Below are 20,848 nucleotides of genomic sequence, written 5' to 3'. Positions count from 1 at the left end.
AAAAGATAGGGATATTTTCAAAAATCTCGTTTTTTGAAAATATTTATGTTTTTTAGACTCTTTAAAATCATTTTTGTTGTGGAAGAGAACGAATAGGTCTTTTAAGAGAATGTAAAAAGTTTTATATAATAAAGCAGACCTGTATAACAGGTCTGCCGACTATTGCACATATAACTAGAGCTTTTTAACAAAGAGGGCTCTTATTGCGTTTAACACCGCAAGGATCATGACACCGACATCGGCAAAGATGGCAAACCACATATTGGCGATACCTACAGCACCTAAAATTAGGCAGGCAACCTTAATTCCGATGGCAAATACGATATTCTGATATACGATGCTAAGGCATTTGCGGGAGATTTTAATTGCTTTGGCAATTTTGCTCGGATCGTCATCCATGAGCACGACGTCTGCAGCTTCGATTGCCGCGTCGGAGCCCATTGCACCCATAGCGATACCGATATCAGCGCGGGACAGTACCGGAGCGTCGTTGATTCCGTCGCCGACAAAAGCAAGTTTGGCTTTTTCAGGCTTTCTACTGATGAGATCTTCAACTTTTTGTACTTTGCCTTCAGGCAGCAGCTCACTGTAGACCTCGTCAATGCCGAGAGTCGAAGCTACCTGATTGGCCACTGCTTTGGCATCCCCCGTGAGCATAACCGTCTTTTCAACGCCCGCACGCTTTAATTCTGAGACTGCTTCTTTGGCGTGGGGTTTTATTATGTCCGAGATGATGATATGTCCGGCATATTCATTGTCAATTGCAACATGGACGATGGTTCCTACCTGATGGCAGGGAATGGCAACAACTCCGACATGATCCATGAGTTTTGCGTTGCCGACTGCAACATTATGTCCGTCAACTTCGGCGATAATGCCTTTGCCGCTTAATTCGGTAATGTTGCCGACATGTTTGCGATCTATTAATTTACCGTAAGCTTTTTGCAGACTCTTGCTTATAGGATGGGATGAAGAACACTCGGCTGCAGCTGCAAGCTCAATGACTTTTTGGGGTTCCAACTTTGAGTGATGAACACCGTTTACCTCAAATACGCCTTGGGTTAAGGTGCCGGTTTTGTCAAAAACCACATATTTGGTTTTTGACAGTGTTTCCATGTAATTTGAGCCCTTAATCAATATTCCCTCGCGGCTTGAACCGCCGATTCCGGCAAAGAAGGACAAAGGAATGCTTATTACCAGTGCGCAGGGACAACTTATTACGAGGAAGGTAAGAGCCCGGTAGATCCAGTCGTCAAACATCGGCTCAAGGTTTAAAACCAGCATGCGTGCAAGAGGAGGAACAATTGCCAAAATCAATGCCGCAATACATACAACCGGAGTATAGATACGGGCAAATTTTGAGATGAAGTCTTCTGACTTTGATTTTCTTGAACTGGCATTTTCCACCAAGTCTAAAATTTTTGAAACGGTGGATTCTCCGAAGTCTTTAGTTGTCTGAATTCTGATGACTCCCGTAAGATTAATCGATCCGCTGACTATTTCATCGCCTGCTGAAACGTCGCGCGGCAAGCTTTCTCCGGTCAAAGCTGCAGTATTAAGGCTGCTTGAACCCTGAACCAGAATACCGTCAATAGGAACTTTTTCGCCGGGATTAATGACAATGACGCTTCCGATTCCTACTTCATCAGGATCCACTTTAGTAATTTTTCCGTTTTGCTCTAAGTTGGCATAGTCTGGGCGGATGTCCATCAGCTCACTGATGTTGCGCCTGCTTTTACCCACGGCATAGCTTTGAAACCATTCACCGATTTGATAAAAAAGCATTACTGCCACGGCCTCGGTATAGTCGCCGCTTTTATATAAGCCGAGGGCTATAGCGCCTACGGTTGCTATTGTCATCAAAAAGCTTTCGTCAAACATTTGACGGTTTTTTATACCCTTTAGGGCTTTTAGCAAAATGTCATAGCCGATGATTAGGTATACAACCATATAAAGAGCAAATTTCAGATAGCCCTGAACCGTTGAAAATCCTAAAGCGATCAGCATGGCTATAGAAATTAGGATGCGCCATAACATTATTTTTTGTTTTTTGGACATGTGATTTGCTCCCGCCTTTTATGTAAATAAGCCTCTTGTCTAAGAGGCTGTCTGGGTATTAAAGGAAAACCTCGCAGTCGTCTTCGACCTTTTTGCAGGCGCTGCGGACATCCTGCATAACGTTTTTAACGTTAGCTCCGTCCTCAAATTCAACAATCATTTTTAAAGCCATAAAGTTGACGGTACAGTCTTTTACACCGGAAACTTTTTTGGCGGCAGCTTCCATGTTGTTGGCGCAATTGGCGCAGTCGACATCTATTTTGTAAGTTTTTTTCATGATGTTTTCTCCAAAATTAAATTTTTGAACAGTTGAGCAATTTCTCAATCTTTATATATATTGTATAAATACCAGGACAAAAATGTGTCAACTGAATAAAAAGCTTATAAACGGATAAAAGAGTCCTTTTTCGGAGCAAAATTGAATGGCCGGTTATGTTTTAAAAGAAAGTAAAGGAAAGATCGAAGGATCTGTTTATGCCTCGCTTAAGACATCAGGCAACGGACAAGAGAGTTTTTCAACAGTCAGCGTCGATGCCGGTATTGAGGTGGCATTTTTCAATCTTAAAGGGGAGACGTTTTCGTTTTCTCATAAACACCGTCCTTATACGCTTATAGTTGATTTTTGTAAAAAAGGGCGTATCGAATGGACCATGCAAAACGGGGATACTATTTTTGCCGGTGAAAATGATTTTATGATCCGTAATGGCGACAGTTGTGCACAGTCAAGGGTAAAACTTCCGTTGGGTTTTTATTCCGGGATAAGCGTAAGCTTTGATTTACAGCTTATTGATCCTGTGTGTATACCAAAAACAGATACGGATTTTTCATTTGATGGCATAGTGAAAAATTTTTGCTTGAAGGAGTATTCACAGTCATTTGCTGCAGAGGCTTTTATAACCGGAATTTTTAGCAATTTACAAGATGTCAATCTGCAATGCGTAAAACCTCTTTTTAAGCTTAGTTGTTATAGCCTATTAATTTATTTGGGAGCCTTTGATCGCTTTAAACATTGTAAGCTTAGGCTCAATAGCCAAATAAAAACTGAAAAAATAAGAAAAATCGCAGATTTTCTTAAAAAAGATTTGCAAAAACGTTACACCATAGCCGATTTGTCTGAAATCTTCGGTATAAATCCGACGACTTTGCAGGAATCTTTTAAGGATATAATCGGGCAAACCGTAGATGATTTTGTAAAAGAAATAAGGATGAACAGAGCTGCCGATCTTCTTTCGGACACTTCCCTTTCGATTGGGGAAATTGCACATAGGTTAGGATATAAGAACCAGGGAAAATTCAGCAGTGCTTTTAAACAGAGGCAGGGAATCGGTCCTTTTGAATATAGAAAAAGGATCAAAAAAATCTTTTGTGAAGATTAAAATGACGCATGAAACAACGTTTTTCTTGGAAAACGGTAAAAAAGATCTGTAAAATTTCAAAGTTAATGATCTTTTTATGCGATTTTAGTCTATAATCTGCAAACCACGAATTTTGCGAGCATGATGACAAGGCATGTTCAGCTTTTTGAGTTGACGCAGCGCAAAATAGAGATCGTTCCGATCATAGGGTTTTGCGCATTTATCAGCGCAACTAAATAAATAAAACAAATTTTTCGGTTACAGCTTCAGGTGCTGTGGCCCTGTATCGTTTTTTGGAGTGTGAGAGACATGTCCAGAGTTTGCCAAGTAACGGGCAAGCGCCCGGCTGTGGGTAACCATCGTTCCCACGCTAAGAATGCGGCTAAACGTCGTTTTCTTCCTAATCTTAAGTACCACCGTTTCTGGGTTGAGAGTGAAGGCCGCTTCGTAAGATTGCGTGTTACCACCAAAGCCATGCGCACTATTGATAAGAAAGGTATCGATTCCGTTCTTGCCGATATGCGTGCAAACGGCGTTAGAGTTTAAAGGAGACTATCATGGCTAAGAAAGGCGGTCGCGAAAAGATCCGTTTGAATTCTTCTGCAGGTACCGGTCACTTCTATACCACTACCAAGAATCGTCGCACCACTCCGGGCAAAATGGAGATGATGAAATACGATCCGGTAGTTCGTAAGCACGTCCTGTACAAAGAAGGCAAGATTAAGTAATTTTTCTTGTTTTAACATAAGACCCTGCACGTTAAACTGCGGGGTTTTGTTTTTTCTGCGGAGTAAATTTATGCCTGAATTACCTGAAGTTGAAGTTACGATGCGCGGAGTTTCTCCTGCTTTAAAAGACAGTGTCATTAAATCTGTTTTTAAAGGTGAAAAGAAACTTCGGATCCCGCTTAGTGATGATTTGTATCAATTGCAAGGCGCAAAAGTATTGTCGCTGCAGCGCCGCGGCAAATATATCATTGTTACTACGACCAAGGGCTCGATTATCGTACATTTGGGCATGAGCGGTCATTTGAAAGTCGTGGATCATGAGGCTCCTTTTATTCTGCACGATCATTTCGCTTTAGCTCTTGATAACGGTAAGGATGTTCGCCTGAACGATCCAAGACGCTTCGGCTTGGTGGCTTACGTAAAAGAAGGCAACGATCCTTTAGCCTCTGAGGTTTTGAAAAATTTAGGTCCGGAGCCCTTTAGCGATGCTTTTAACGCCGATTATCTGTATAACACATTAAAAAAACGTCATATTGCGGTTAAGCAGGCGATCATGGACAGTAAAGTAGTTGTCGGCGTCGGTAATATTTATGCCAGCGAGTCTTTATTTCTTGCTGAAATTTCGCCGTTAAGAAGCGCATCTACGATTACGCGTGAAGAGTGTGAAAAGCTGGTTGAAGTGATAAGAAAACTTTTACACGAGTCCATTAAAAAAGGCGGGACTACAATCAGGGATTTTTCAGGTGCCGACGGAAAGCCCGGCTATTTCGTTCAGAACTTAAATGTGTACGGACATGAAGGAGAAAAGTGCCCTCGCTGCGGTCACCCGATTCTGGGAACGGTACAAGGGCAGAGACATACTTATTTTTGCGGACATTGCCAGCACTAAAAATTTAGTGAATATATTTATTGTTTACAAGCTCAGTAACTGCCGGCGGTACGAAAGAGGAGATATCGCCGCGGTGAATGATTACGTCACGTACGAGCGTAGATGAAATGTAAGACAGGTTGCCTGAGGTAGGCAGCATGACGATTTCAAGATCCGGCATCATGGTGCGGTACATTCCGGTAAGCTGAATTTCATAATCATAGTCGGCTACGGTTCTTACGCCGCGTACTAGTACTTTGGCCTGCTGTTTTGCAAGAAAAGAAACTAAAAGCTCACAAAAACCTTCTACCCTTACATTAGGCAGATCTTTGCAGCTTTCCTTCATCATCATGATGCGATCTTCAAGGGTAATTAAAGTATGCTTGCTCGGGCTGTTGGCGACGGCAATCAGCAATTCATCAAAAAGACGGGATGCTCGGGTGATGATATCAAAGTGTCCTAAAGTCGGAGGATCAAAAGTACCCGGAAATACTGCCAGAATTTTTTTACTCATAACCCATCTCCTTTAATACCTTTAAAAACATATCCTTTACTGCATCAATAGTTATTTGTTCCATGGCGTTGTTCTGTTTGACGCGGTATCGCCATGGCGCATCTTTACCGTTTAATTCGGACTTTGCAAGCTTATCATAAACGCTTACGCACAGGTTCATATAATTCCAGGGTCCGACCCGTTTTTCACTGTGGCGGGCAAATAAACCTATAACCGGAGTGCCGACTGCACTTGCCGCGTGCATGGTTCCGCTGTCGGGACATAAAGCCAGTTTGGCGATTTTCAGAATGCAAAGCATTTGGCGCAGCGTGGTTTTACCGCAGAGGTTAATAACGCCGTCTCCTGCCGTATCGGCAATAGCTTTAGATAAATTCAACTCAAGCGGAGCTTTGGATCCTAATAGGACCGGGACAAATCCCTTTTTAAGCGCAAGTTTGGCAAGAGCGCTGTAACCTTCTATCGTCCAATTTTTTTCAGCTTTTGCTGAGGCCGGAGCAATGACAAAAATCGGCTTATCAGGAAGTTGATTGCGCATTTCTGATAATTCCGCCTCTTCAAGCTTAAAGTCCCAATACGGGGTGACATTGTCATAGCCTAAAGCTTTAGCAAATGAGATAAATCCGGCAAGAACATGCGGATTAGCAGAGGCCGGTGCGGTCTTATTGACAAAAAAACGCTGGCCTTCGCGTGATCTTGCATTATCGTAGCCGATTTTAAGCGGGGCTTTTACGGCAAGAGATAAAAGTGACGCTTTAATTGATGTCTGAATATTTAAAAGGGCATCAAAAGTTTTTCCTTTTAATTCTTTTTTGAGGGATAAAATACTTTTAAGTCCTTCGTTTTTAAAATCAACCGTATAAAGAGGGATCAAGTCATTATTATTTGCATCCTTGAACATGGAAGCAAAACGCTTGTCGATGATCATGCTGATATCAAGATTCGGGTCGGCCTTTTTTAAACCGCCGATAAAACCGAAGGCGTTGATGCAGTCTCCTAAGGCAGAAAGACGCAATACGCAGATATTTTTTAAATTTGCCATAGAGTTAATTTCCTTTTTACTAATTTTAGCAAAAGAGGAAAGTAGTCGGCTTTACTTTAGCAATCGTTTATAGTTCTTCCGGTATAAGCATGTTTTTGGGGTAGCGGAAAAAATGAACTCACTTCAAAAATATATAATAAATTACCTCAAAAACGCATAATGAAATACCTCAAAAACATATAATGTTAATAATAATTTATTGATTTTAAATAAATTATTGCGGTCTTTTTAAAAAGAATAGTGGCTTTTTTACTGAAAATGAGACAGAAGTAAAAAAGCCCTGCATTTGCAGAGCTTTTACAGTCGACTTTTTATTTATTAGCCAGAATTGCGCCGATTTCCTCAAGGGTTTTACCTTTGGTTTCAGGCATCATGAATTTACACCAAATTAATTGGAGGATCATCATAAAGCAGAAGAATCCGAACATATAACCCGCATCAAACTTTGCGATAGCGATCGGGAAGACTAATGTCAGTCCGGCGGCAAAAATCCAGTGGGTGAAACTGCCCAGTGATTGTCCTTTAGCACGTTGATCGTTAGGGAAGATTTCAGAGATGAATACCCATATGATTGTTCCTGATCCTATGGCATGGGAAGCGATAAAGATAATCATGCAAATGAGGACAACAAAACTTACAGATCCCAAGTCGGAAGATGCTTCATGTTTGACTTGCTGTGCGACACTAAGGACTTTATCTACAGGAGTGTTTGCATCAAGACTTGCAGTTAAGTCTTTGAATTGATCGTTAGCAGTTACGACAATCAGATTGTCGCGGGCCTGATTATATTTGATAACGGCATTGTCTTTGTCTTCAGGTGTGAAGTATATATTTCCTGCTTCCATATTTATTAGTTGCTGAGCCGATGCAACTGTATCTATAGAGGATGAAACGACTTTAAGCTCGCTGAAATTAAAGAATGAGAAGGTGCAGACGGCAAGGCTTAAAATATAGCCTACGCATCCGATTAAAAGCAGGGTCTTTCGCCCGAGTACGTCGATTAAGCGTATACCTATGAAGGTAGCGATTAAATTGGTTACGCCTAAAGAAATTGAAGCTGCAACAGGATCTTCTATACCTGCAAGACCTAAGAGGCGCGGCGCAAAGTACAATATGATGTTAATTCCTGAAAGTTGGTTGAATGCAGCGATTAAAAAGGCAAATAAAATCGGGTAACGTAAGCGTCTTGTAAAGAATTTGGTTGTTGTTTCTTTGTTTTTGCCTTCTTCAATAGCGCTTTGCTTGATTTGAACTACGAGATTGTCAAGCTCGGTATCATTCATTGTAGGGTTAATTAAAGAGAAAACATGTTTGGCTTCTGCGTCCTTATTGGCGGCAGTTATAAGCCAGCGTGGGGATTCAGGCAAAGAGAAGCATAAAATCGTATATAAAACGGCAGGAACCAATTGAATTCCGAGCATCCAGCGCCAGGCTGTATGTTCAGGAGCAAATTGCATAATTACGAAGTTTGAGAAAAACGCAAGCAAGATACCGAATACTATATTAAATTGAAATAAACCGGTTAATTTGCCTCTGTCTTGCGCCGGTGATATTTCGGCAATAAAGAGAGGTGCGGCAATAGTTGAAATACCGATCCCGATCCCGCCTACAAATCTGCACAGCGCAAATGATGTGAAGTTCCAGGCAAAGGCGGTACCGGCTGCTCCAAAAATGAAAAGAAATCCGTTACAAATAAGAGTCTTTTTTCTGCCCCATTTAGCGGTAGGAATACTGCCGATTAAAGCACCTAATACGGTACCCCAGAGGGCGGCACTGATGGCAAGACCGTGCATGGTTCCGCTTAATGACCACAGTTGCTGAATTTTGCTTTCAGCGCCGGAAATGACAACGGTATCAAATCCAAATAGCAATCCGGCAAGGGCCGAGGTTACGGCCCACAGTAAAAGTCTTTTGTTCATATAAATACCACCTGCATAATGTTTCGTGTTACGGACACGATTTGTGTTGAGTAAATAATGGAATAAACGAACAATGAAAAAATATTTGCAAATCTCAAAAATTATTGCAAAATTTTGCATAACACGTGTTATGTGAAATAAAAAACGAAGAAATTTTACGAAAGTCTAGTGATTTTTTTCTAAAAACAGAATATGTAAAAACAGAACAAAATATTTAATTATCGTTTAATATCAATAAATTATAAGATGATAAATTTAAGTTAAAATAAGATTAAAAATTAAAAGAAAATAGTGCAATTCATGCAAAACTTTGCATAAATTTTTGTGTATAAGGTTAACAATTTGCAAATTTGCTGTTAACTTAACTTTATATGCTCGAATTTAAGTGGTATCTTCATTTTTGAAAGCAAAGAATCAAAAGGTATGTCATGGCAAGTATTACAACTATTGCTAAGTCTTTAGGAATATCTCCGTCTACCGTTTCGCGCGCCTTGCAAAAACCGCAAATGGTTTCGGCAAAGACCAGACATTTGGTTTTGCAAACGGCAAAAGAACAAGGTTATTTAAATAAATTAACAAAAGGCAGTTATTCATTACATAACCCTTCTGCCCTTATTGGTATTTTGGTCGCTGATTTGACCAACAGCTTTTCCAATATGATTGTAAAGACCGTTCAGGATTTTGCATATTCAAGAAATTATTCTGTAGTTGTCGGCTGTACTTATGAGCAGAGTGCGCTTGAGGCTCAGCTTTTAAAGCAATGGGATTGCCTTAATTTGAAGGGAATAGTAGCAATGCCTTCACAGAGTTTTGCCGCAACGTACAGATCTTTTGATTCCAACATCCCTGTAGTGATGGTAGACAGAACCTTGCCTGAGTTGTCTTGTGACAGCGTGGTTGTCAATAATAAAGGCGGGATGGAGCAGATTTTGGATCATTTGACGGCATTAGGGCATAAAAAAATAGTTGTTTTGTCAGGAAGCCGTAAAGTGTATACCTTTAGCGAAAGGGCGGAGGCTGCACAAAACTACGCAAATGATATTGAAGTTATTGACATTAATGCTGTCGAGTTCGATGAACTATATATGGGAGCCTTCGAGCAAACCAGTATTTTGCTGATGCGTCACGGTGTGAGCAGACCTACAGCAATTGTCGGAGCTAATAACGCTATAACAGCCGGAATTTTGTATGCACTCAATTTAAAAGGGATAAAAATCCCGGATGCAGTTTCGGTAGTTGCATATGGTGACAGTAAGTGGGGACGTTTTTATCCGACACCTGTGACATCTTTAAGACAACCGGTAGAAGAAATGGCCACTGTTGCGGTCAGATTGTTGTTTGAACGAATAAACGGAAAGACCGGTGATTTTGAACACATTTGTCTTGAACCGATGCTGCTTACCCGAGCGTCAACAGCTGGAATTGCGGTTTCAAATAGATAAATTTTACAAATTTTTGAGGTGAATATATGTTGGACTTCAGGAAGTTCGGCGGAAAGCGCATTAAATGCGCGGGTCTTGGGGAGGTTCTTTTTGACGTCTATCCTAATGAGGCCAAAATCGGCGGAGCTCCTGCCAATTTTGCGTTTCATTGCAGGCAGTTGGGACTTGATTCCATAATTATCAGCTCTGTAGGCAACGATGAATTAGGGTTTAAAGCAAGAAATATTTTGGCCGCTAAATTTTTGCCGGCTCTGCTTCTGCCTAACAGTAAAAATACCGGAGCGGTTAATGTCCTGTTAAATGCCAAAGGTGTTCCGACTTATCTATTTCTTGAGGACACTGCTTTTGACAATATTCCGTTTGATGAGCTGCTGCAGGATGTGGCCCAAAAACTACAGATGTGTTGTTTCGGAACTTTGGCACAACGCAGCAAAATGACCCATGAAACCGTAATGAAATTCCTTGATACGATGGATGAAGATAAACGCATCAGAGTTTTTGACGTAAACTTAAGACGCAATTATTTTTCTAAAGAAGTTATAGAAGAATCTTTAAAACGTACCGATATTTTTAAATGCAATGAAGATGAGCTGCCTGTTTTGTGTGAAATTGCCGGTATTAAAAACGCCTCGGCTGCCGCCTATCGGGACTATCTTGCCGACAGAGGTATTTACGGTTTTATTTTTACCGAAGGTGCCAAGCAGAGTACTGTTTTCATAAATGATGAAACTTCCATAAAGAAAACCCCTGTCATTAAGGCGCTAGATACGGTAGGAGCCGGAGATTCGTTTACCGCATCTTTGGTAAGTTTGCTTATGCAGGGCAAAAACCTTAACTTTGCCCACGAAAAGGCTGTGGAGATTTCAGCTTATGTCTGTACGCAGCAAGGAGCGATGCCTGAGCTTACAGATCAATTAAAAGAGTCTCTTGGCATTTAAACCTTCAAAAACAACACTGATTGTTCGATTTTTTGCAAAAAATCGGTATATCGGTGTTTTTCCGGCGGTAAATTAGAACGCTTTTGACGTAATTTTGTTAAGATCGCACATATCTTTTTAAAAAGAAAAAGAAGAAGTGTCATGGTTAAAAGTTTACGTCTTATAAGCTGGTTTGCAGTTTTAAATTTACCCTTAGCTTTATATTATTCAACTTTTTTTGCCCCGGATTTTAATAAGAGTTCGGCAGGAGTTCTTATGACTTTTGCCGCAGCCGCTATCGGGCTTTTTTTCATCTATTTTTTATTAGGCGGCCTGATCTTCCTTTTTGTGCCTGCGCTTTTAAAGAAAAAATGGGGTAAAGGATTTATTTTTTACGGCGTTATCATTGCACTTTTGCTGCAAATAGTTTTAGCCGTTGATGCGCATGTGTTTTCTTTGTACCGTTTTCATGTAAATCTTGCCATGCTGGATTTATTTGTAAACGGCGGCGGACAAATTATTTCATTCTCGACGGCAACTATTTTATCAATTGTGCTTGAGGTTGTCGTTTTACTGTTCTTTTCCGCAGCGGCGGTAATTTTGGCTTTTTCTTTTGCGAAAAAATCCCGTAAGGTAATATATTTTGCCGTTATCGCTATCTCTTTGTATCTTGGTGCCAATCTTGTTCACGCTTTTGCTTCGGCAAAGGCGGTGCTGTCTATCACTGAGATTGCCAATCGTCTTCCTGTGTACAAGCCTTTAACCATGAATTCTTTCCTTATAAAGGTCGGCTATATTACTGAGGATGACATAGCAAATCGCAAAGTGCATGTAGGTCAAAGCGGTTTTTTCAAATATCCTAAAGAAAAGCTTCAATACGCACCGGTTGAGAAAAAACTTAATGTTTTATGGCTTGCCATTGATACTTTGCGTTATGACGCCTTTACTAAGGACATTATGCCTAATACTTACGCTTTCTCTGAAAACGGCTATGTCTTTAACGATCATTATTCAAGCTCTAACTCAACGCGCGGCGGTATTTTCGGTCTTTTCTATGGCTTGCCGCCTTCTTATTGGCAGGTTGCACTGTCCGCCGGAATTCCTGCGGCCATAGTCCAGGCAACGCGCGATCAGAATTATGCTTTAGGCGTATTTACGTCAGCTACCGTATTTAAGCCTGAGTTTCATAATACCGTTTTTGTCGGTGAGAAGAATCTGCGTCCGCAGTCTGATGGCAATAACGTATTTGAGCGCGATGCCGATGCGATTAATGATTTTGCAGAGTTTTTAGGCAAGCGTAAAGCTGATAATAAAAATTTCTTCAGCTTTATCTTCCTTGATAATGTGCACAGTACGGCAGTACCAGAAGGGTTTAAAGGACCGTTCCAGCCGGCATGGACTACGGTTAATCATCTGGCATTAAAGGAAGACACCGATCCGACCCCGTATTTTAATTTGTATAAAAACTCCGTGTACTACGCGGATCTCAATATCAAAAAGGTTTTGGATCTGCTCAAAGACAACGGTTATGATGAAAATACCGTCATAGTTATTACCTCCGATCACGGTGAGGAATTTAACGATAACGGGGATAATTTCTGGGGACATAATTCAAACTTTACCAATGCCCAGATCAAGATCCCGCTTATTATCAAATGGCCGGGTAAAGGCCGCGGCAGCGTGGATATGACGACAAGTGCTTATGATTTGACCGCAACCATATTGCCCGAAGTGTTCGGTGTTACTAATCCTATTAGTGATTTCAGTATCGGGCAAAATCTTTTTAATTTAAAACCGGTTAACTATGTTTTGTGCGGATCTTATCTTGAGAACGCTATTGTTGAGAAAGATCGCATTGTGCTTATCGACGAACTTGGCATGCTGCGTTTTAAAGATAAACACTACAATGATACCGACAATACGGCACGCGATGCTTATTTGCTGGATGCCGTAAGAACTTTTTCCGAGTATTTGGGAGATAAATAAGTGATGCCGGAGAAGCTTACTTCAAAAGATCTGTTGGCAATCTGCCTTTTTGCGCTTATTTCCTTTGTTTTGGCTTTTTATTATGAGTCAAATCAAATCGTAAGCGGTGATCAGCTGCAGATGATTGAAAAGGGCTATCACGCTTTAATGACGGGAGAATTCCTGCCCTACGGCAATGAGGCAAGTACCGTCGGCAATGTGCCCGGTTCATTGTCATCCATCGTCATAGGTTTGCCGCTTATTATCTTTGCTCATCCTTTGTCGCCCGTATTGCTGCTGCTTGTAATAAGACTTATAGGCTATGCGATTTTCGTTAACGCTTTAACTTTGCTGTTTTCCCGCCGTACGGTAGTTTCCGGGGCGCTTTTATATGTGTTAAATCCGTGGTTTTTATATGACAGCCTTTTGTATAACCCGTCATATTTGTCATTCGGCGCGGCATTATTTTTAAATATGCTAATAAGACTGAGGAAAGACAACAAAGTCAGTGCCCTAATGCGTTTTTCTCTCTCGGTAGTTTTGGTTTTGGCAGCCGGCTGGTGTATGCAGTTTCATTATTCTTGGCCGGTTCTTGTCGCCCTGTCCGGTGTGTTATGGCTTAGAAAGGCCATTAAAGTAAGTTATTTAGGCGTGGCGGTAGGTGTTGTGCTGATTGCTCTTACTTTGATCCCGTATTTTATGGAGATAATGGTAAACGAGCGCATTATAAGCAATCCTGAAGAGTATGCTAAAGACAGGTATTTCGGCTACGGATTGGTGCACGTCTATCCGATTTTTAAAGCTCTTTTGTATTGGCTGCGTTTCGGCTCGTTGTTGGTAACCCAAAAATCTATTGTTTCAGCACCGCTTGCAGGAGACATGCCTTTTATTTTTGATATCTTGCGTTACTCCTGGCTTGTGCTTACCCAGGTTATAGGCGGTATTACGGTACTTATAAGCGCTTATGCAAATTACATTTTGCTGTTTAAAAAACGTGAGTTAAAAGAGCAGGATCCTGAATTTAATTTCGTGCGCGAAGTTTCGATTGCTGCAATTATTGCGCTTGTGGCAGCTGCCGCAGCTGCGACTTTAACCTTAAATTACTGGCAGATAATTATTTTATTTGCTTTTGCGCTGCTGCCGGTCTTATGCCTTGTAGAAAAAAAGATTTTCTTCTTAAAGCCTAAATATATGTTTTATTTTGCTGCTTTTATGGTAGCCATGAATTTCGTCAGTGCCACGAATTCCCGTAAGTTCCATGAAAGCGTCAGCTACGTCGATCAGGTAAATATGTTCTGCTATGACCGTTATCAGGATAAGTGTTCCTTATCTCCTGACGACTTAGATAAGGTTTTGAAGTTAAAAGCGCAGCAAGAAGCACAAAAATGACAGAGCAGGTTGTTTTTAAAAATGCAAAATTTATTACGGCAGATGATTTTTCATTGCCGTATAAAAGTGCTGCTGAGTTAAATAGGCTTTTTTCTTTAGACTTTATTAAAAAAAATGCAGCCGCTCTTTCATTTAAAGGCGGTCGCGGGCAGACGGCTTTATTTTCTTTATCCGGTGAAGATTTAGTGCTGCGGCAGTATTTGCGCGGCGGCCTTTGGGGAAAACTTATGCATGATAAGTTTTTCATTGCATCACATGATGCGCATCGGGCCTTTGATGAGTTTATTTTGCTTGTCAGGCTAAAAGCTAAAGGTTTGCCCGTTCCCGAGCCGGTTGCGGCTAAAGAAGAGAAAAGCGGTTTATTTTTACGCAATTACATTATCATAAAACAGATTAAAAACTGCGCTGATTTGTCTTATGTAATTAAAAACAGACATTTAAGTGCTGATGAGTTTATTCGCATCGGCAGTACTTTAAAGCGCTTTTTTGATGAAGGCGTTCTGCATACCGATCTGAATATACGTAATATTCTTCTTGATAACAAAGGAGATGTTTACGTTATTGATTTTGATAAATGCAAAATCACCGACTTAGGCAGACAGGACAAGGAGGCTATGCTTGCCCGCCTTTTACGCTCATTTAATAAAGAAGTACGCATAACGGCAAACGCGGCGTACTTTAAAGAAAGCGATTTTGCTTTACTAAAAGAAGCCGCATTAGCGGACTAAATTAGTTTCTATTGCTTTTAAAGTTTTATCAAGTGCTCCGCGGCCCTGTTGCTGTACGGCCATGGCGTTAAGTCCGACACGCTTTAATCTGTCGGGATTTTCCATCAGGGAGGAAATCGCTGAAATCAGATCTTCTTTGTTGTGAACGAGGATTGCTCCTTCACTGTCAAATAAGGTCTCAAATAAATCTTTAAAGTTATAGTAGATAGGCCCTGTGATAACCGGTAAAGCAAAGAAGGCAGGTTCTAAAGGGTTGTGCCCTCCGATATCGACAAAGCTTCCTCCGGCAAAAGCAGCATCGCTAAGCCCGAGGTAAAGCTCCATTTCTCCCATGGTATCACCGATAAGGATTTCGTCTCCCCATGCACTCAAATTCTGATTAAAAGAGCTTCTTAAAGCGTAAGACAGGCTTTTTTCCTTAAGACATTTAATCGCGGCGGCAGTATCCTGAGGATGGCGCGGTACGATAATAAAGCGCAGATTAGGGTGTTTACTGCGAATTTGAATGTAGGCATCGATAAGAATGGACTCTTCTCCTTCATGCGTACTGAAGGCGCAGAGGACAAATTTATCTTTGAAGTTGTGCTTGATACCGGTTTTGACATCAAAAAACAGCGCTTCATTAGGTTTAAGATCGTACTTTAACGATCCGCTGATACTTACTTTGTTCTCAGGTACTCCGATCCTGATAAAGCGTTTGGCATCATCTTTAGTTTGACAAATAACTTCATCAAGCTTACTTGATATCAAATCTTTGATTAAAGGCAGATGCTTTTCGTATTTAACGCAGGTCTTTTCCGGCATGCGAGCGTTGAAAACAATTAATTTGATATTCTTTTTGTGCGCCTCGTCAAGAAGATTCGGCCATAGTTCCGTCTCCATTATAAAAAGGTGGCTCGGTTTTACGGCGTTGGTAAAGCCTCTTAACGCAATGGGAGAATCAAGGGGCGCAAATAAATGAGTGACGCCCGGAATTTTTTTTACCTGTGCAGCTCCGGTAGTGGTGGTAGTGGTTACTACTACGTTAAGTTTGGGATGATTCTTAACGAACGCTTTAATTAAAGGAGCGGCAGCGTTAATTTCCCCGACACTTACGGTATGAAACCAGATACTGCGGCGGAAGCTTACGTTGTAAAAGCCTAAGAGCTCGAAAATTCTCATACCGTAAGGCGGATCGCGGCGTTTTTTATAGGCAAGAAACATCGCACCGAAAGGAGCGATTAATGCAGTTGCCGTTTTGTAAGCGCACAGAATTAAAGAAGACTTAAGGCTCATGTCAGATCCCGGTAAGTTTTGCCAATTGTTCAATAACAAGTTTTGGGGTTATCTTTTTAAGACAAGCGTAGGTCTTGAATTTGCAGGTGCGCTCAAAGCACGGATGGCACGGTTCATCCGATTCAAGACAAACAGCTCTGTCAGAAAGAGGCGGAGTGTAGCCCGTAGAAGTTGAACCGAAAATAGCGACTTGAGGAACCCCGACAGCCGCAACCAAATGCATAAGACCTGAATCATTACAAACTGCAGCAGCAGCCTTAGCAGTAAGATCAAGCGCCTCAACCAGGTTGGTTTTACCGGCGATATCATAAAAATAAGAAAGATGCCTTACATCAATTCGCTCTTTTATTTTATTGACGGTCGGAATATCGTTTTTAGATCCGATACCTAAGACCGCACCGCCTTTTTCTATCCATTTATCGGCAACTTCGGCAAAGTATTCGGGCGGCCAAAGTTTTGACGGTCCGTAATTTGCTCCGCAGCCTAATGCAAGCAGCGGGCGGGAAAGACTGAGGTTAAGTTTTTCTAAGAGAGAGCAGCTTGGCTCTTGAGTTTTTAAGCTCGGATATAAAATGTCGGGCAGATCCTGTGCCGTCTTAACCGAGTCTTTAGAAAATGCAAGAGCGCTGTAGCGTTCCACCATTAAAGGAAAGTCTTTTTTGTTATTGCGATAGTCGTTTAATAAAAAATAGCGGGACTCTCCGATAAATCCGCAGCGTTCTTTTACCCCGGCAAAAAACGGAACTAATGCCGATTTCCAGGAATTAGGCAAAATAATCGCTTTATCGTATTTGCCGCGCAGTTTCATGCCTTCGTTTTTACGCTTTAAAAAATCAAAACTGCCGTGGGCAAAGGGATTTTCGATGACGTTATTTACTTCATCCATGCGCTTTATGATAGGGAACATCCACTTTAAGGCATAAAGATCAATCGTAGCGTCGGGATTTGCTTTTTTAATAGCTTTATATAGGCTTTGCGACATAACAAGATCGCCAAGCCATGAGGGGGCAATAACTAGAATTCGCACTCTTTTGTTCTCTTTATAAGGTATTTCTACCGATCTTAAAACGCTTAACGTTAAAAGTAAAATCGCAAGTGGAAGCTAAAAGCTTTCATGTCGGCTATAATTTAACCAGTGGATTTTAAATTTGAAGGAATTGCCATGATCATAGTTACAGGCGGCGCCGGTTTTATCGGCAGCAACATCGTCAAAGCTTTAAACGATAAAGGCAGAAAAGATATTTTAGTGGTCGATAATTTGAAAAACGGTCATAAGTTTGTCAATTTAATCGATCTTGATATTCAGGATTATATGGATAAAGAAGACTTTATCGAGCTTATACAAGACGAAAAGGCTTTTGACAAGCGTTACGGCGCAGCTTCAATTGACGCGATTTTCCATGAGGGTGCTTGTTCTTCCACTACCGAATGGGACGGTAAATACGTTATGAAGAACAATTACGAGTATACCGTAACTTTGTTTGAATTTGCGACGGCGCATCGTATTCCTTTCCTTTATGCTTCATCCGCAGCAACCTACGGCGGCGGCGAAGTTTTTGTCGAAGATCGTAAAAACGAAGGACCGCTTAATGTTTACGGTTATTCGAAATTCCTCTTTGATGAGTATGTAAGAGCACGTTTACCCAAGCTTAAATCTCAGGTCGTAGGTTTTAGGTATTTTAATGTGTACGGACCGCGTGAAGGGCATAAAGGCACTATGGCAAGCGTTGCTTTCCATCTTAACAATCAGATGCTGCGCGGTGAAAATCCTAAGCTTTTTAAAGGCTGCAACGGCTATCCCGACGGCGGACAGACTCGTGATTTCGTCTATGTAGGAGATGTTGCCGCGGTAAATTTATGGTTCTTTGAACATAAAGGACCGTCCGGAATTTATAACTGCGGAACGGGACGTGCTGAGCCGTTTTTAAATATCGCTAAAGCCGTAATAAAACACCACGGTCGCGGAGAGGTGGAGTTTATTCCTTTCCCCGAGCATTTGGTAGGTCATTATCAGTGCTTTACGGAGGCTGATTTAACCAAGTTAAGAGCCGCCGGCTGCGATGTTAAATTCAAAACCGTAGCCGAAGGCGTGGCCGAGTATTTGGATTGGCTGAATAAAAAATAGTGAACTACGATAATTTTACTTTTGAAGTCGGAGTCATTGCGCAAAAAGACGCGGCTCTGACTTTTGCCGACTATTTAGTGTCAATAAATATAAAAGCCATCGTTAGGGAAAAATTAGGCGGCAATTATTCGGTATGCGTGGATAATGAGCTTGCTCTTTATCGGGCGCGTACTGAATTTGCCGAGTTTGCCCGCGATCCTCTAAACCGTAAATATAAGAATGCGGCATGGCAGCGCGGACGGGTTTTGCGCAAAAGACCGGAAATAAAAGCACGCGGTTTTACTTTATTTTCAATGGATCTGGTTTCTTTTACTACGGCCGTTGAGGCGGTTTGCGTTATCGTCTACTTGTTAATGTTCGTGGCAAGAACTTCGGTTATTGATGCTTTGGGCTTATACGACAGCAGGCTTATAAGTGATGATTTTGCGATATATCGCTTGGTAACGCCTGCGTTTATGCATTTCTCCATTATGCACATAGGTTTTAATCTTGTTATGTGGGAAGCTTTTGCCAGACCGATAGAACGGTATTTGGGAACGTTGAAGCTCATAGGTCTTTTTATTTTAGTTGCTCTTTTGTCGAATATTGCTCAGCTGTGGTTTTTGCCGACAGGCGCGGTATTCGGCGGAATGTCGGGGGTCGTATACGGGCTAATCGGTTATATGGCGGTCTTGTCTTTAAGGAAAGATTTGCCTTATAAGCTGTATATTCCTAAAGGGCTTTTTACGGTAAGTCTTGTTTTTATCGCTTTAGGTTTCTTTATGGACGGCATTGCTAATTTCTGTCATATAGGCGGGATTGCTGCAGGAGCTTTATGCGGCTTTATTGATTTAAAACGGCCGCTTGGCAGTGTTTTAAAAAATCGTTAAGCATAAAAAAAGCCCCGCAGGGCTTTTTTTATATATGAAGAAAATTAATCTTCCATATAGTGTTCCGGCATCGGAATAGTGGCAGCACCGCTGTCGACTGCAGCCTGAGCTACGGCACGGGAAACCTGTTTTAACAGGCGCGGATCCATAGGCTTAGGAATTACGTAATCAGGACCGAACTCAAGCTTATCTACTTGGGCAGCCTTAACTACTTCAGCAGGAACCGGCTCTTTGGCAAGCTCGCGAATGGCGTTCATTGCGGCTTTCTTCATTTCCAGGTTAATGCAGGTGGCTCTTACATCCAAAGTTCCGCGGAAGAGGAACGGGAAGCACAAAACGTTATTAATCTGGTTCGGATAGTCGGAACGGCCGGTACCCATGATAATGTCAGGACGGACGCGTTTTACGAGCTCAGGATCGACTTCAGGATCCGGGTTGGAGCAGGCAAAGAGTACCGCTTTGGGAGCAAGGCTCTTAACTTCATCTTCAGTGACAAGACCCGGTCCGGATACACCCAATAAAATGTCAGCTCCGTCACAGGCTTCAGCTAAGGTCTTAGGACCTGCATCGTTGATGAATGAAGGTTTTTCACCGTTATTGTACTGCGGACGATCAGAGCGGATAACACCGTGACGATCAACCATAAAGAATTTCTTTTTGTCAGCTCCGCAGGCAAGTAATAAGTTAGAGCAAGCAACGCCTGCTGCACCTGCACCTACGCAGACTACTTTACAATCTTCAATCTTCTTACCTTGCAGTTCAAGAGCATTTAAAATACCGGCGGCGGTAACGATGGCGGTACCGTGCTGGTCGTCATGGAATACCGGAACTTTGCAGCGTTTAATTAATTCACGCTCGATGACGAAACATTCCGGTGCTTTAATGTCTTCAAGGTTGATGCCGCCGAAAGTGTCGGCGATGCATTCTACGGTTTTGATGAATTCATCAACGGTATCGTGCTTAACTTCAATATCAATAGCATTAATTCCGGCAAAGCGGTTGAACAGTAAGGCTTTGCCTTCCATAACCGGTTTAGAAGCCAAAGGTCCTAAGTTGCCGAGGCCTAAAATTGCAGTACCGTTGGAAATAATGGCTACGCTGTTGCCCTTTCCGGTGTATCTGAATGCATCAGACGGATTTTTGGCGATTTCTCGTACCGGTTCGGCAACGCCGGGACTGTAGGCTAAGGTTAAATCACTAGAAGTTTCTGCCGGTTTTGTAACGACGACTTTGATCTTACCCGGAGTCGGGAACTCATGATATTTTAACGCTTCGTCGTGAAGTTGCTGATGATCCAAGGTGTCCCCCTTATTTTTGACGTTAATTTTAAGCTATAGCTTTTTATAAAATGCAGCTTTTTAGCTTTTTGTGTTTGCTCATAAAAAAGATTTATAAGCGCTTTCTTCTTCATGTAAGAAGTTATTTTCAAAGCACAACCTATAAGATTATCACTAATGGCGGCAAATAATTGAGAATTTTTCTTTTGAAGATCAGAATTTGTGCATTAAGTCTGAATCTGTGGAGTTCGTTAACTTTAAGGTTAATTTAACGGCAAATAAACGGCGGCCTTTTAAGCCAGCCTCAGGCGGGCTCTTAGCGAAATTTTAAATGTTTGACCGGACAATTGACATCCTCACCGGCCTAAAGGCCGATGATT

The 20,848-nt window shown here is 41.6% G+C and carries 19 protein-coding genes; 11 read left to right on the top strand and 8 right to left on the bottom strand.

Annotated features, from left to right (window positions below; genetic code table 11):
- Positions 1-174: 174 nt before the first annotated feature.
- Positions 175-2,058, bottom strand: a complete 1,884-nt coding sequence (locus HMPREF9444_RS05090) for a heavy metal translocating P-type ATPase (RefSeq protein WP_009143310.1) — start codon at positions 2,056-2,058, stop codon at positions 175-177.
- Positions 2,059-2,116: 58 nt separating this feature from the next.
- Positions 2,117-2,335, bottom strand: a complete 219-nt coding sequence (locus HMPREF9444_RS05085) for a cation transporter (protein ID WP_009143309.1) — start codon at positions 2,333-2,335, stop codon at positions 2,117-2,119.
- A gap of 145 nt (positions 2,336-2,480) precedes the next feature.
- On the opposite strand from HMPREF9444_RS05085, the gene HMPREF9444_RS05080 reads away from it, so the two are divergent.
- The 4 genes from HMPREF9444_RS05080 (at position 2,481) to mutM (ending at position 5,030) form a co-directional block, all read left to right on the top strand.
- Positions 2,481-3,434 carry a helix-turn-helix domain-containing protein gene (locus HMPREF9444_RS05080; RefSeq protein WP_009143308.1) on the top strand — a complete coding sequence of 318 codons (954 nt, stop codon included), beginning with the start codon at positions 2,481-2,483 and terminating at the stop codon, positions 3,432-3,434.
- A 288-nt stretch (positions 3,435-3,722) separates the two neighbouring features.
- Positions 3,723-3,959 (top strand): 50S ribosomal protein L28, encoded by a 237-nt coding sequence (gene rpmB, locus HMPREF9444_RS05075; protein ID WP_009143307.1) that lies wholly within the window; start codon positions 3,723-3,725, stop codon positions 3,957-3,959.
- A gap of 11 nt (positions 3,960-3,970) precedes the next feature.
- Positions 3,971-4,141, top strand: coding sequence for a 50S ribosomal protein L33 (gene rpmG / locus HMPREF9444_RS05070; RefSeq protein ID WP_009143306.1), 171 nt, complete (start codon positions 3,971-3,973; stop codon positions 4,139-4,141).
- A 70-nt stretch (positions 4,142-4,211) separates the two neighbouring features.
- A complete protein-coding gene (mutM, locus tag HMPREF9444_RS05065) occupies positions 4,212-5,030 on the top strand; it encodes a bifunctional DNA-formamidopyrimidine glycosylase/DNA-(apurinic or apyrimidinic site) lyase (protein WP_009143305.1) in 819 nt (272 codons plus the stop codon).
- Positions 5,031-5,034: 4 nt separating this feature from the next.
- Here mutM and coaD read toward each other — a convergent pair whose 3' ends face one another.
- The 3 genes from coaD to HMPREF9444_RS05050 form a co-directional block, all read right to left on the bottom strand.
- Positions 5,035-5,523, bottom strand: a complete 489-nt coding sequence (gene coaD / locus HMPREF9444_RS05060) for a pantetheine-phosphate adenylyltransferase (protein ID WP_009143304.1) — start codon at positions 5,521-5,523, stop codon at positions 5,035-5,037.
- Complete coding sequence (locus HMPREF9444_RS05055) at positions 5,516-6,562, bottom strand: glycosyltransferase family 9 protein (RefSeq protein ID WP_009143303.1); 1,047 nt, start codon at positions 6,560-6,562, stop codon at positions 5,516-5,518. The genes coaD and HMPREF9444_RS05055 overlap by 8 nt, the downstream gene beginning before the upstream one ends.
- A 311-nt stretch (positions 6,563-6,873) precedes the next feature.
- A complete protein-coding gene (locus HMPREF9444_RS05050; protein WP_040909265.1) occupies positions 6,874-8,481 on the bottom strand; it encodes an MFS transporter in 1,608 nt (535 codons plus the stop codon).
- Positions 8,482-8,909: 428 nt separating this feature from the next.
- Between HMPREF9444_RS05050 and HMPREF9444_RS05045 the strand changes: the two genes are divergently transcribed.
- The 5 genes from HMPREF9444_RS05045 to HMPREF9444_RS05025 all read left to right on the top strand — a co-directional run bounded on the left by HMPREF9444_RS05045 (position 8,910) and on the right by HMPREF9444_RS05025 (position 14,922).
- On the top strand, positions 8,910-9,923 hold the full coding sequence (locus HMPREF9444_RS05045) for a LacI family DNA-binding transcriptional regulator (RefSeq protein WP_009143301.1): 1,014 nt from the start codon (positions 8,910-8,912) through the stop codon (positions 9,921-9,923).
- Between the two features lie 26 nt (positions 9,924-9,949).
- Positions 9,950-10,861, top strand: a complete 912-nt coding sequence (locus HMPREF9444_RS05040) for a PfkB family carbohydrate kinase (protein ID WP_009143300.1) — start codon at positions 9,950-9,952, stop codon at positions 10,859-10,861.
- Positions 10,862-11,002: 141 nt separating this feature from the next.
- Positions 11,003-12,826 (top strand): sulfatase-like hydrolase/transferase, encoded by a 1,824-nt coding sequence (locus HMPREF9444_RS05035; protein WP_009143299.1) that lies wholly within the window; start codon positions 11,003-11,005, stop codon positions 12,824-12,826.
- Between the two features lie 3 nt (positions 12,827-12,829).
- Positions 12,830-14,194 carry a 3-deoxy-D-manno-octulosonic acid transferase gene (locus HMPREF9444_RS05030; protein WP_148514365.1) on the top strand — a complete coding sequence of 455 codons (1,365 nt, stop codon included), beginning with the start codon at positions 12,830-12,832 and terminating at the stop codon, positions 14,192-14,194.
- Positions 14,191-14,922, top strand: coding sequence for a 3-deoxy-D-manno-octulosonic acid kinase (locus HMPREF9444_RS05025; RefSeq protein WP_009143296.1), 732 nt, complete (start codon positions 14,191-14,193; stop codon positions 14,920-14,922). The genes HMPREF9444_RS05030 and HMPREF9444_RS05025 overlap by 4 nt, the downstream gene beginning before the upstream one ends.
- On the opposite strand, the gene HMPREF9444_RS05020 is transcribed toward HMPREF9444_RS05025, so the two are convergent.
- Together HMPREF9444_RS05020 and waaF are read right to left on the bottom strand one after the other, a co-directional pair.
- Positions 14,911-16,197 carry a 3-deoxy-D-manno-octulosonic acid transferase gene (locus tag HMPREF9444_RS05020; protein WP_009143295.1) on the bottom strand — a complete coding sequence of 429 codons (1,287 nt, stop codon included), beginning with the start codon at positions 16,195-16,197 and terminating at the stop codon, positions 14,911-14,913. The two genes, HMPREF9444_RS05025 and HMPREF9444_RS05020, sit on opposite strands and share 12 nt — an antisense overlap.
- A gap of 1 nt (position 16,198) precedes the next feature.
- Positions 16,199-17,224: a lipopolysaccharide heptosyltransferase II gene (gene waaF, locus HMPREF9444_RS05015; protein WP_009143294.1), complete on the bottom strand. Its 1,026-nt coding sequence runs from the start codon at positions 17,222-17,224 to the stop codon at positions 16,199-16,201.
- Positions 17,225-17,359: 135 nt separating this feature from the next.
- Between waaF and rfaD the strand changes: the two genes are divergently transcribed.
- A complete protein-coding gene (gene rfaD / locus HMPREF9444_RS05010) occupies positions 17,360-18,322 on the top strand; it encodes an ADP-glyceromanno-heptose 6-epimerase (protein WP_040909264.1) in 963 nt (320 codons plus the stop codon).
- Entirely contained in the window at positions 18,322-19,191 is an 870-nt protein-coding gene (locus tag HMPREF9444_RS10555) for a rhomboid family intramembrane serine protease (RefSeq protein ID WP_009143292.1), read from the top strand. The genes rfaD and HMPREF9444_RS10555 overlap by 1 nt, the downstream gene beginning before the upstream one ends.
- Before the next feature lie 44 nt (positions 19,192-19,235).
- Here the strand turns inward: HMPREF9444_RS10555 and HMPREF9444_RS05000 are convergent, their stop codons facing one another.
- Entirely contained in the window at positions 19,236-20,489 is a 1,254-nt protein-coding gene (locus HMPREF9444_RS05000) for a malic enzyme-like NAD(P)-binding protein (RefSeq protein WP_009143291.1), read from the bottom strand.
- Positions 20,490-20,848 lie beyond the last annotated feature (359 nt).

Origin of the sequence: Succinatimonas hippei YIT 12066 (assembly GCF_000188195.1) — a bacterium.
GTDB lineage: Bacteria > Pseudomonadota > Gammaproteobacteria > Enterobacterales > Succinivibrionaceae > Succinatimonas > Succinatimonas hippei.
Note: the sequence above shows the minus strand (reverse complement) of the source record. Positions and strands in the feature narration are given on the sequence as shown.

What these genes read in the sequence shown, in the direction of transcription:
- coaD (WP_009143304.1), bottom strand. Translation starts at nt 5,523, where the DNA reads ATGAGTAAAAAAATTCTGGCAGTATTTCCGGGTACTTTTGATCCTCCG.
- rfaD (WP_040909264.1), top strand. Translation starts at nt 17,360, where the DNA reads ATGATCATAGTTACAGGCGGCGCCGGTTTTATCGGCAGCAACATCGTC.
- HMPREF9444_RS05085 (WP_009143309.1), bottom strand. Translation starts at nt 2,335, where the DNA reads ATGAAAAAAACTTACAAAATAGATGTCGACTGCGCCAATTGCGCCAAC.
- rpmG (WP_009143306.1), top strand. Translation starts at nt 3,971, where the DNA reads ATGGCTAAGAAAGGCGGTCGCGAAAAGATCCGTTTGAATTCTTCTGCA.
- HMPREF9444_RS05040 (WP_009143300.1), top strand. Translation starts at nt 9,950, where the DNA reads ATGTTGGACTTCAGGAAGTTCGGCGGAAAGCGCATTAAATGCGCGGGT.
- HMPREF9444_RS05090 (WP_009143310.1), bottom strand. Translation starts at nt 2,058, where the DNA reads ATGTCCAAAAAACAAAAAATAATGTTATGGCGCATCCTAATTTCTATA.
- HMPREF9444_RS05025 (WP_009143296.1), top strand. Translation starts at nt 14,191, where the DNA reads ATGACAGAGCAGGTTGTTTTTAAAAATGCAAAATTTATTACGGCAGAT.
- HMPREF9444_RS05020 (WP_009143295.1), bottom strand. Translation starts at nt 16,197, where the DNA reads ATGAGCCTTAAGTCTTCTTTAATTCTGTGCGCTTACAAAACGGCAACT.
- mutM (WP_009143305.1), top strand. Translation starts at nt 4,212, where the DNA reads ATGCCTGAATTACCTGAAGTTGAAGTTACGATGCGCGGAGTTTCTCCT.
- rpmB (WP_009143307.1), top strand. Translation starts at nt 3,723, where the DNA reads ATGTCCAGAGTTTGCCAAGTAACGGGCAAGCGCCCGGCTGTGGGTAAC.
- HMPREF9444_RS05055 (WP_009143303.1), bottom strand. Translation starts at nt 6,562, where the DNA reads ATGGCAAATTTAAAAAATATCTGCGTATTGCGTCTTTCTGCCTTAGGA.
- HMPREF9444_RS05030 (WP_148514365.1), top strand. Translation starts at nt 12,830, where the DNA reads ATGCCGGAGAAGCTTACTTCAAAAGATCTGTTGGCAATCTGCCTTTTT.
- HMPREF9444_RS05050 (WP_040909265.1), bottom strand. Translation starts at nt 8,481, where the DNA reads ATGAACAAAAGACTTTTACTGTGGGCCGTAACCTCGGCCCTTGCCGGA.
- HMPREF9444_RS05035 (WP_009143299.1), top strand. Translation starts at nt 11,003, where the DNA reads ATGGTTAAAAGTTTACGTCTTATAAGCTGGTTTGCAGTTTTAAATTTA.
- HMPREF9444_RS05080 (WP_009143308.1), top strand. Translation starts at nt 2,481, where the DNA reads ATGGCCGGTTATGTTTTAAAAGAAAGTAAAGGAAAGATCGAAGGATCT.
- HMPREF9444_RS05045 (WP_009143301.1), top strand. Translation starts at nt 8,910, where the DNA reads ATGGCAAGTATTACAACTATTGCTAAGTCTTTAGGAATATCTCCGTCT.